This window comes from Arthrobacter ginkgonis (genome assembly GCF_039540195.1).
Classification (GTDB): domain Bacteria; phylum Actinomycetota; class Actinomycetes; order Actinomycetales; family Micrococcaceae; genus Zafaria; species Zafaria ginkgonis.
Map to the genome: position 1 here is coordinate 338,781 of NZ_BAABEO010000023.1, position 10,118 is coordinate 348,898.

A 10,118-nucleotide genomic window follows, 5' to 3' on the forward strand; every position below is an offset into this window, starting at 1 on the left:
CTTCGCGCTAGAGGTATTCCTCGATGACCTTTTTCAACTCCGGCAGGCCGAACATGTCGGTCACCGCCAGCGCGTTCTGCGCCCCCAGCTTCGGATCGGCCCCGCGCTCCAGCAGGAAGCGGGTCAGGGGTTCGTTCTGGCGGAAGACCGCGCAGGTGAGTGCCCCCTGGCCCTTGTCGTTGAGCCGGTTGACGTCCGCGCCGCGCTCAACGAGGCCCCGCGCGATCGCGTCCTGGTCCTTGTAGGCGGCGAGGATCAGCAGGGTGTCGCCCTTGGCGTCGGTGAGGTCGGCGGGCAGGCCCTGGTCGACCAGGGCGAGCAGGCGGTCGGTCTCGCCGTTGCGCGCCATGTCGAAGGTCGAGTGGAGGAAGGCAAGCTCGTCGTCGGTGAGCTGGGTTTCGGCGAGCGGGGCAGCGCCCTGCTCGGGGGTGCCGGCGGCGGAATCCTGGGTCATGATGAACAGGGTACCGTTCGAGCCCCCTCAACAGGCCGCTGCCCCGGCGCAGGTCGACCTTTCTGCATATTTATGTAGACTTGTGAATAAGAAACGACACTATCCCGCGGGCATCCGCGCGCGCGGGAGGCAGACTGACCAAGGAGAACACCGTGAAGGAACGCATCGTCCTCGCCTATTCGGGCGGCCTGGACACCTCCGTCGCCATCGGCTGGATCGCCGACGCCACCGGCGCCGAGGTGATCGCCGTGGCCGTTGACGTGGGACAGGGTGGCGAGTCCCTGGAGACGGTGCGCCAGCGCGCCCTCGGCTGCGGCGCCGTCGAGGCCTACGTGGCCGACGCCCGGGACGAGTTCGCCAACGAGTACTGCATGCCCACCCTGAAGGCCGGCGCGCTGTACCAGAACCACTACCCGCTGATCTCCGCGATCTCCCGTCCGGTCATCGTCAAGCACCTGGTCAAGGCCGCCAAGCAGTTCGGTGCCACCACCGTTTCCCACGGCTGCACCGGCAAGGGCAACGACCAGGTCCGCTTCGAGGTCGGGATCCAGACCCTGGGCCCGGAGCTGAAGTGCATCGCCCCGGTCCGCGACCTGGCGCTGACCCGCGACAAGGCCATCGCCTACGCGGAGGAGAAGCAGCTCCCGATCGAGACCACCAAGAAGAACCCCTACTCGATCGACCAGAACGTCTGGGGCCGCGCCATCGAGACCGGCTACCTCGAGGACATCTGGAACGCCCCGACCAAGGACATCTACAGCTACACGGACTCCCCGGAGTTCCCGCCGGCTCCCGACGAGGTCACCATCACCTTCAAGGAAGGCATTCCGGTGGCCATCGACGGCGTCGCGGTCACCCCGCTGCAGGCCATCGAGCAGCTGAACCGCCGGGGCGGTGCCCAGGGCATCGGCCGCATCGACATGGTCGAGGACCGCCTGGTCGGCATCAAGTCCCGCGAAATCTACGAGGCCCCGGGCGCCATGGTCCTCATGGAGGCCCACAAGCACCTGGAGAACGTGACCGTCGAGCGCGAGCAGGCCCGCTTCAAGGCCACCGTCTCCCAGCGCTGGTCCGAGCTGGTCTACGACGGCCAGTGGTTCTCCCCGCTGAAGCGCTCCCTGGACACCTTCATCGACGACACCCAGCGCTTCGTCTCCGGCGACATCCGCATGGAGCTGCACGGCGGCCGCGCGGTCGTCAACGGCCGCCGCTCTGACACCGGCCTGTACCGCTTCGACCTGGCGACCTACGACACCGGCGACACGTTCGACCAGTCCAGCGCCCGCGGCTTCATCGACATCTTCGGCCTGACCTCCAAGGTCGCCACCGAGCGCGACGAGCGCGTGGCCGGAGAGGCCAAGTAAGTGGCCGCCGAAGGCTCGGAGCGCTCGATGGGCCCACGGGCGCAGGGGGCCCCGGCCGAGCGAAGCGAGGTTGGGGAGCGCTCGATGGGCCCACGGGCGCAGGGGGCCCCGGCCGAGCGAAGCGAGGTTGGGGAGCGCTCGGGGACTAACGAGGGCGCGCTGTGGGGTGGCCGGTTCGCCGGCGGCCCCGCGGACGCCCTCGCGGCCCTGAGCAAGTCGACCCACTTCGACTGGCGCCTGGCCCGCTACGACATCGCCGGCTCCAAGGCCCACGCGCGCGTCCTGCACACCGCCGGGCTGCTCGATGACGCCGAGCTGGCCGGGATGCTGGACGCGCTGGACCGGCTGGACGCCGACGTCGTCTCCGGCGCCTACGTGCCGGCCGAGTCCGACGAGGACGTGCACGGGTCGCTGGAGCGCGGCCTGATCGAGCGGGCCGGGCCCGCCCTCGGCGGCAAGCTGCGCGCCGGCCGCTCCCGCAACGACCAGGTGGCCACGCTGGGGCGCATGTTCCTGCGCGACCACGCGCGGATCATCGCCCGTGGCGTGCTGGCCACGATCGATGCGCTGGTGGAGCAGGCCGAGGCGCACCCGAACGCCGCGATGCCGGGCCGCACCCACCTGCAGCACGCGCAGCCGGTCCTGCTGTCCCACCACCTGCTGGCCCACGCGTGGGCGCTGCTGCGCGACGTGCAGCGGCTGGCGGACTGGGACAAGCGTGCCGCGGTTTCCCCGTACGGTTCCGGTGCCCTCGCCGGCTCCACGCTGGGGCTGGACCCCAACGCGGTGGCCGCCGACCTGGGCTTCGATTCGGCCGTCTGGAACTCGATCGACGGCACCGCCGCGCGCGACGTCTTCGCCGAGTTCGCCTGGGTCGCCGCCATGATCGGGGTGGACCTCTCCCGGGTCTCCGAGGAGGTCATCCTCTGGGCCACCAAGGAGTTTTCCTTCGTCACGCTCGATGACGCCTACTCCACGGGCTCCTCGATCATGCCGCAGAAGAAGAACCCCGACGTGGCCGAGCTGGCCCGCGGCAAGGCAGGCCGCCTGATCGGCGACCTGACCGGGCTGCTGGCCACGCTCAAGGGCCTGCCGCTGGCCTACAACCGCGACCTGCAGGAGGACAAGGAACCGGTCTTCGATGCGGCGGACACGCTGGAGCTGCTGCTTCCGGCCGTCTCCGGGATGATCGCGACGCTGCGGTTCAACACCGCGCGGATGGCCGAGCTGGCCCCGCTGGGCTTCGCGCTGGCCACGGACATCGCCGAATGGCTGGTCCGCCAGGGCGTGCCGTTCCGCGAGGCGCACGAGCTCTCCGGCGCGGCCGTGAAGCTGGCCGAGTCCCGCGGCGTGGAGCTGTGGGACCTGACCGACGAGGACTACGCCGGCATTTCCGCGGCGCTGACTCCGGAGGTCCGCTCCGTGCTCAGCACCGAGGGGTCGCTGAACGCCCGCAGCGCGCAGGGCGGCACCGCGCCGTCCGCCGTGGCTGCGCAGCTGGACGCCCTCAAGGAGCAGCTGGGAGCCCTGCGCGGCTACGCCGGCTAGCGCCGAGCGGGCTCCTCGCCCGCTCGGCAGGGGTCCGCAGCCTGCCATACCTCACGACGGCGGCCGGTGGCTTTCCGCACGGAAGGCCACCGGCCGCCGTCGTGCCATGTCACTGAGGCACAGTCAGCCAGGCGGGGTCACTGACGCGGACGGGGGAGCCGGGCTAGGCTGGGCCCATGACCCGGATCACACCCACTGACCTGGCCGGCGCGGTCCGTGCCGCCGCCGCGAACTTCCGCCGCACGGCCGACCGCCTGGAAGACTCCGCGTTCCGCACCCCCTCGGCCTTGGCCGGCTGGTCCAAGGCCCACGTCCTGGCCCACATCGACGGGGTGGCCCGCGCGCTGGCCCGCCAGCTCGAGTACGCCCGCCGCGGCGAGCGCATCGAGTTCTACGACGGCGGCATGGAGGGGCGCAACCGCCGCATCGACCTGGGGGCCCTGATGGCGCCGGCCCAGCTGCGCGATCGGCTCCGCGAGGCCCTGGACCTGTTCGAAGCCGAGCTCGACGCCGTCCCCGCCGACGGCTGGGACGCGGCGACCAGTTTCCGCGGCCACGGCACGGTCGCCGACTGCGTGTTCGGCGCCTGGCGCGAGCTGACCATCCACGCCTACGACCTCGGCGGCACCGCCGGTCCCGTGGACTGGACCCCCGAGTTCTGCGCCCACCTGTTCGAGTTCCTGGCCCCGCGCGTGCCCGCCGGGGCACGCTTCGTCCTGCAGCCCACCGGCCGTCCGCCCGTGGTGCTGGGGGAGGGGCGGGACAGCTGGGTGCTCACCGGGATGGAGTTCGACCTGGCCGCCTGGCTGGCCGGACGCGAGCCCTCCGGACAGGTCCGCGCCACCGCCGCGGCGGACGCCGCCGAACTGCCCGAGCTCGGTCCCTGGCCCTCGGCGCTGCCGGCGGAACCGGCGCTTGCCGTGGATCAGGCACTCGCGGTGGATCAGGCCCAGTCCGCCGAACCGGCGGCACGGCAGTCCTAGCCGGCCGGCGCGCCATGCCCACCGTGCCGATGGAGAATGTGCCGCAGGGTAGTTTTCCGCCCGGCCACCTGCCGTCCCCCCGCTTCCCTCGGGAAGGGGTGCCGCTGGCCCGATTGTCGGGCACGGAGCTGCTCGCCGGGCCGCTGCTGGAGGTGGCGCCGGCGCTGCTGGGGGCCGTGCTGACCTCGACCGTCGATGGTGAGCCCGTCTCCGTCCGGCTCACCGAGGTGGAGGCCTACGCCGGCGGGCACGACCCCGGATCCCACGGCTTCCGCGGCCGGACCGCCCGGAACGCGGCCCTGTTTGGTCCGCCGGCCACCGTCTACGTGTACTTCACCTACGGGATGCATTTCTGCGTGAACATCGTCTGCGGGCACGACGGCGAAGCCTCCGCCGTGCTGTTGCGTGCCGGCGAGGTGCTGGCCGGGGCCGAAACGGCACGCGACCGGTCGCAGCGCAGGAAGTCCGCAGGCTTGGGGGCGGCGTCCGGACGCGCGCGGCCGTTGCGGGACCGCGACCTGGCCAGCGGGCCGGCGCGGCTGGCCCGCAGCCTGGGCCTGACCCTGGACCACAACGGAACCCGGCTCGGGACCTCCACCGGTCCGGAACCGGATCCCGCGGTGGATCCCGCAGCGGGGGAGGGCCAAGGCCCCGAGGCCCCCGTGCTGCAGTTGTCCGGATGGGGGACGGTGTCGCCGGGGCAGGTGCTGCAGGGACCGCGCGTGGGCGTCGCCGGCCCCGGCGGATCGGACGGCTACCCGTGGCGTTTTTGGATCGACGGGGAACCGACAGTCTCCCGCTACCGGCCCGCCGTCGTCCGCACACGGTCCCGCACGCCCCGCCCGACACCTCCGGCGCCGGGCGGCGAATCGGCCGGCGGCGCGGTGCCGAGCCGCTAACATGGTGGGGTGCCAAAAGCCTCCGAAACCGTCACCGAGCTGCTCGACCGGCTCTCCGTCGTCGTCCCTGACTACCCGCAACCCGGGATCTCCTTCAAGGACCTGACACCCGTTTTCGCCGACCCGACCGGCTTGCGCCGTATCGTCGACGAGATCGTCGCCCCGTTCGCGGGAGACTTCGACGTCGTCGCCGGGCTGGAGGCCCGCGGCTTCGTGCTCGCCGCGGCCGCCGCCTACGCCACCGGCACGGGCATGGTCACCGTGCGCAAGAAGGGCAAGCTGCCGCGCGCGGTCCACTCCGAGGACTACTCGCTCGAATACGGCACCGCCACCCTTGAACTGCACCGCGACGACGTCGCCCCCGGCACCCGGGTGCTGATCCTGGATGACGTGCTCGCCACCGGCGGCACCGTGGGCTCGGCGGTGCGCCTGTTCGAGCGCGCGGGGTGTTCGGTTGCCGGCGTCGGCGTCGTGCTGGAGCTGTCCGGCCTGGGCGGCCGCGAACGCCTCGCCGGCCACCGCGTGCACGCCCTGCAGCAGGTCTAAGCCGCGAAGAGTACAATTGTTTGTCCGTCGTAACGCGTGAGAAGAGGATCCATGCAAGAGGCGACTTCGGTCCAGCCGGAGCTTGAGCTCGAACGCCACTATGTTGCCGGCCTGTATCGCCGGCTGGATGCGTTGCGCGTGGAAAAGGCCGCCCAGCTGGCCAGGGTCCGTGGGACCGGTGCGGTGGGCTCCATGCAGAACGTCTCCGAACGCGACGCCTTCGCGACCATGTACGAGGACCGGCTGGCCCAGCTGAACGCCGTGGAGGAGCGCCTGGTCTTCGGCCGGCTGGACCTGGACGGGGAAACCCCGGACGGCAACTCCCGCTATATCGGCCGCATCGGCCTCACCGACGAGGACCAGGGCCGGCTCATGATCGACTGGCGCGCCCCCGAGGCCGGCGCCTTCTACCAGGCCACCGCGCTGCAGCGGCAGGGGGTGCGCCGCCGCCGCCACTTGATCCTCAAGAACCGCGAGGTGATCGCCCTCGAGGACGACGTACTGGACACCGCGCTGCTCTCCGAGGGAGGACACCAGCAGGGCGAAGGCGCGCTGCTGGCCGCACTGACCTCCAAGCGCACCGGCCGGATGACGGACATCGTCAGCACCATCCAGGCCGAGCAGGACCGCATCATCCGCACGCCGCTGGCCGGCGTGCTGGTGGTCCAGGGCGGACCCGGCACCGGCAAGACCGCCGTCGCCCTGCACCGCGCCGCCTACCTGCTCTACCAGCACCGGGAGCGGCTGAAGTCCGCCGGTGTGCTGCTGGTGGGGCCCTCGACGTCGTTCATGCGCTACATCGAACGGGTGCTCCCGTCGCTGGGCGAAACCGGCGTGGTCATGGCCAGCCTGGGCCGGCTGATGCCCGGCATCCGCGCCATCCCCGAAGCCAGCCGCGAGGCGGCCCGGATCAAGGGCCGCCTCGACATGGCAGAGGTGGTCGGCCGCGCCGTGGCCAACCGGCAGCGCCTGCCGGAGGGCCCGCGCCGCGTCGTCGTCGAGGGCACCGTGCTGGAACTGCACCCGCGTGCGGTCCGCCGCGCCCGCGACAGGGCCCGCGCCACCCACAAGCCGCACAACGAGGCCCGCGCCACCTTCGTGAAGATCATGCTCCGCGAGCTGGCCGACCAGCTGCAGGAGAAGCTCGAGGAATCGTCAGGCACCGGCAACTCGGTGGACCGCAGCTACCTCATCGAGGATGTGCGCTCCTCCCGCGACGTGCGCATCGCCCTGAACCTGTGCTGGATGCCGCTGACGCCGGAAAAGCTCATCGAGGACCTCTTCGCCAGGCCCGAACAGCTGGCGGCCGCCGCTCCGCAGCTGAGCGAGGCCGAGCGCCTGGTGCTCCGGCGCGCCCCGGGTTCGGCCTGGACGGAGGCGGACATTCCGCTGCTGGACGAGGCTGCCGAACTGCTGGGCACCTTCGACGCCAGCAGCGGGCGCGCCCAGGCCCAGCAGGAGGCCCAACGCCAGCGGGACATCGCCAACGCCGAACAGGCGCTGCGCAACGTCGACGCGATGCTGCGCGAGATCGGCGCCGACGGGACGGTCGACGCCGAGGACCTCGCGGCCATGAACGAGGAGTCCGAGGGGGTGACGACCGCCGCCGAGCGCGCCGCCCAGGACCGCACGTGGGCCTACGGGCACATCGTGGTGGACGAGGCCCAGGAACTTTCCCCGATGCAGTGGCGCCTGTTGATGCGCCGCTGCCCGTTGAAGTCCTTCACCGTGGTCGGGGACATCGCCCAGGCCAGCTCCGCGGCCAGCGCCACCAGCTGGGAAGGGGCCATGGAGCCATTCGTGGGGGAGCGCTTCACGCTCGAGGAACTCACGGTCAACTACCGCACCCCGACCCAGATCGCCGAGGCCGCAGCCCTCATGGCCCAGGCCGCCGGCCTGGTGGTGTCCGCGCCCAAGGCCGTCCGCGAGGGCGAGTGGCCGCCGGTCGTGGACAGGCTTGCCGCCGGGACGCTGCTGGCGCACTTGGCGGAGGTCCTGCCGGAGGAGGTCGGCCTGGCCGACGGCGGCCTGGTGGCCGTCATCGCGCCGGCCGCCATGCTGCGCGAGGTGCGTGCCGCCGTCGTCGGGCTCTACGGATCCCGCGTCGGCAGCGGCTCCGGCGGGCTGGACCAGGACATCGTGGTGACCACCGCGCAGGAGGCCAAGGGCCTGGAATTCGACGTGGTGCTGGTGCTGGAACCGGAGCTGCTGGTGCAGGAGGCCGACGGAACCGTCGGCGACCTGTACGTCGCGATGACCCGTGCCACCCAGCGCCTGCGCGTCCTCGCCGAGGGTCCGGTCCCGGCCGGCATCGAGCCGTAACGCGCGGGTCGGCCGGGACCCCTTGCCGGGCCGGCCCGTGCGCTCCCGCTCCGGATGCTACGTTTAAGGGCGTGTCTTCGAGCGAGCAGAACCCCGTACTGGCGGCCCAGAGTAACGATCCGTCCTTCCCCAACATCTGGCAGGAACTGAAGTGGCGTGGGCTGGTCCACGTGTCCACCGATGAAACCGCGCTGGAAAAGGCCCTTGCGGGGGACCCGATCACCTATTACTGCGGCTTCGACCCCACTGCGCCGAGCCTGCACCTGGGCAACCTGGTGCAGCTGCTGAACCTGCGCCGGCTGCAGCTGGCCGGCCACAAGCCGCTGGGCCTGGTCGGCGGCTCGACCGGCCTGATCGGCGATCCCCGGCAGACCGCCGAACGGGTGCTGAACACCAAGGAGACCGTCGCGGAGTGGGTGGGCCGGCTGCAGGCCCAGGTCTCCCGCTTCCTCTCCTTCGAGGGCGAGAACGCCGCCCGCATGGTCAACAACCTGGACTGGACCGCGCCGCTGTCCGCGATCGACTTCCTGCGCGAGATCGGCAAGCACTTCCGGGTCGGCACCATGATCAAGAAGGACATCGTCGCCTCCCGGCTGAACTCCGACGAGGGCATCAGCTACACCGAGTTCAGCTACCAGATCCTGCAGGGCATGGACTACCTGCAGCTGAACCGCGACTACGGCTGCGTGCTGCAGACCGGCGGCTCCGACCAGTGGGGCAACCTGACCAGCGGCACCGACCTGATCCGCAAGGTGGAAGGCAAGTCGGTCCACGCATACGGCACCCCGCTGATCACCAACTCCGACGGCACCAAGTTCGGCAAGAGCGAGGGCAACGCGATCTGGCTCGACGCCGAGATGTGCAGCCCGTACACCTTCTACCAGTTCTGGCTGAACACCGCCGACGCGGACGTGGTGGACCGCCTCAAGGTCTTCACCTTCAAGACCCGCGAGGAGATCGAGGCGCTGGCAGTGTCCGTGGAGGAGCGGCCGTTCGCCCGCGAGGCCCAGCGGGCGCTGGCCTTCGACGTGACCTCGCTGGTACACGGGGTCGAGGCCACGGAAAAGGTGATCGCCGCCTCCGCCGCGCTGTTCGGCCAGGGCTTCCTCGAGGACCTGGACGAGGCCACGCTCAAGGCCGCGACCGCGGAGCTTCGCTCCGCCACCGTCGGAACCGAAGCTCTGGGCATCGTCGACCTGCTGGTTGCCGCCGGCCTCTCCGACTCCAAGTCGGCTGCGCGCCGCATCGTTGCCGAGGGTGGCGCCTACGTGAACAACCGCAAGGTCACCGACGCCGATGCCGTGATCGAGGCGGCCGAACTGCTGCACGGCCGCTACCTGCTGGTGCGCCGCGGCAAGAAGCAGCTGGCGTTCGCGGTGGTTGAGGGCGCCTGACCTGAGCCACCCGCCGCGTGCGGACTGACTGAACACTCGCCAAGGGCGGGCGGATCGGGGACACCCCGGCCGCCCGCCCTTGGCGTTTCCCGATGCTGCACGATCGCTGCCCAGGACGGTTCCGCTTTCCCGGGCCGGTCCGGCTAACGGGAATGCCGACGCCCGCGTGGCTGGTGGGGACTTCAGGGTGGCGCCGCTCACTACCGCATGCAGGCGGAGGAGTGTGGCAGCGACACGCCCGGGATGCACCCCGATTTGCTGCGTGGCACGGTTGGAGGTATTGTTTTCTGAGTCGCCGGGACGGGGACGGCCGGAAACGGCTGGACCGGAGGGCGACGAATCCACACACAACATTGTCCTGTCGGGATGGGTCGCTTGGCGCGCCCCGGGTTCGGCGGGGGATGGTGGGACCGGTTCCTTCGGGGCGGGTCGCCGGAAACGGCGATTTGACACGAAGGAAACGATGAAATAAATTAGAAATGTCGCCGCGGAACAAAGCGATAAAGATCAAGGATTCTTGGTCGCCGGAACCGCGAGTCGCCTGTTGTTTGAGAACTCAATAGTGTGCCAAATTTGTTGACACCGATTTTATATATTGGTGAAACGCC

General features: G+C 70.7%; 8 protein-coding genes. 7 read left to right on the forward strand and 1 reads right to left on the reverse strand.

Annotated features, from left to right (window positions below):
• Window positions 1–7: 7 nt before the first annotated feature.
• Window positions 8–454, reverse strand: a complete 447-nt coding sequence (locus ABD912_RS17735) for an ankyrin repeat domain-containing protein (RefSeq protein WP_345152883.1) — start codon at window positions 452–454, stop codon at window positions 8–10.
• Window positions 455–606: 152 nt separating this feature from the next.
• On the opposite strand from ABD912_RS17735, the gene ABD912_RS17740 reads away from it, so the two are divergent.
• The 7 genes from ABD912_RS17740 to tyrS all read left to right on the forward strand — a co-directional run bounded on the left by ABD912_RS17740 (window position 607) and on the right by tyrS (window position 9,510).
• Entirely contained in the window at window positions 607–1,818 is a 1,212-nt protein-coding gene (locus tag ABD912_RS17740) for an argininosuccinate synthase (RefSeq protein ID WP_345152884.1), read from the forward strand.
• 84 nt (window positions 1,819–1,902) lie between these two features.
• Window positions 1,903–3,366 (forward strand): argininosuccinate lyase, encoded by a 1,464-nt coding sequence (gene argH / locus ABD912_RS17745; RefSeq protein ID WP_345152885.1) that lies wholly within the window; start codon window positions 1,903–1,905, stop codon window positions 3,364–3,366.
• A 176-nt stretch (window positions 3,367–3,542) separates the two neighbouring features.
• Complete coding sequence (locus ABD912_RS17750) at window positions 3,543–4,349, forward strand: maleylpyruvate isomerase family mycothiol-dependent enzyme (protein WP_345152887.1); 807 nt, start codon at window positions 3,543–3,545, stop codon at window positions 4,347–4,349.
• A gap of 113 nt (window positions 4,350–4,462) precedes the next feature.
• Complete coding sequence (locus ABD912_RS17755; RefSeq protein ID WP_345152888.1) at window positions 4,463–5,248, forward strand: DNA-3-methyladenine glycosylase; 786 nt, start codon at window positions 4,463–4,465, stop codon at window positions 5,246–5,248.
• Between the two features lie 9 nt (window positions 5,249–5,257).
• Window positions 5,258–5,794 carry an adenine phosphoribosyltransferase gene (locus ABD912_RS17760; RefSeq protein WP_345152890.1) on the forward strand — a complete coding sequence of 179 codons (537 nt, stop codon included), beginning with the start codon at window positions 5,258–5,260 and terminating at the stop codon, window positions 5,792–5,794.
• Between the two features lie 51 nt (window positions 5,795–5,845).
• Window positions 5,846–8,116 carry a HelD family protein gene (locus ABD912_RS17765; protein WP_345152891.1) on the forward strand — a complete coding sequence of 757 codons (2,271 nt, stop codon included), beginning with the start codon at window positions 5,846–5,848 and terminating at the stop codon, window positions 8,114–8,116.
• 71 nt (window positions 8,117–8,187) lie between these two features.
• Window positions 8,188–9,510 (forward strand): tyrosine--tRNA ligase, encoded by a 1,323-nt coding sequence (gene tyrS, locus ABD912_RS17770; protein ID WP_345152892.1) that lies wholly within the window; start codon window positions 8,188–8,190, stop codon window positions 9,508–9,510.
• Window positions 9,511–10,118 lie beyond the last annotated feature (608 nt).

Bases quoted from the DNA above. Each gene is read 5' to 3' on its own strand.
- ABD912_RS17735 (WP_345152883.1), bottom strand. From the start codon at position 454: ATGACCCAGGATTCCGCCGCCGGCACCCCCGAGCAGGGCGCTGCCCCG.
- argH (WP_345152885.1), top strand. From the start codon at position 1,903: ATGGGCCCACGGGCGCAGGGGGCCCCGGCCGAGCGAAGCGAGGTTGGG.
- ABD912_RS17750 (WP_345152887.1), top strand. From the start codon at position 3,543: ATGACCCGGATCACACCCACTGACCTGGCCGGCGCGGTCCGTGCCGCC.
- ABD912_RS17765 (WP_345152891.1), top strand. From the start codon at position 5,846: ATGCAAGAGGCGACTTCGGTCCAGCCGGAGCTTGAGCTCGAACGCCAC.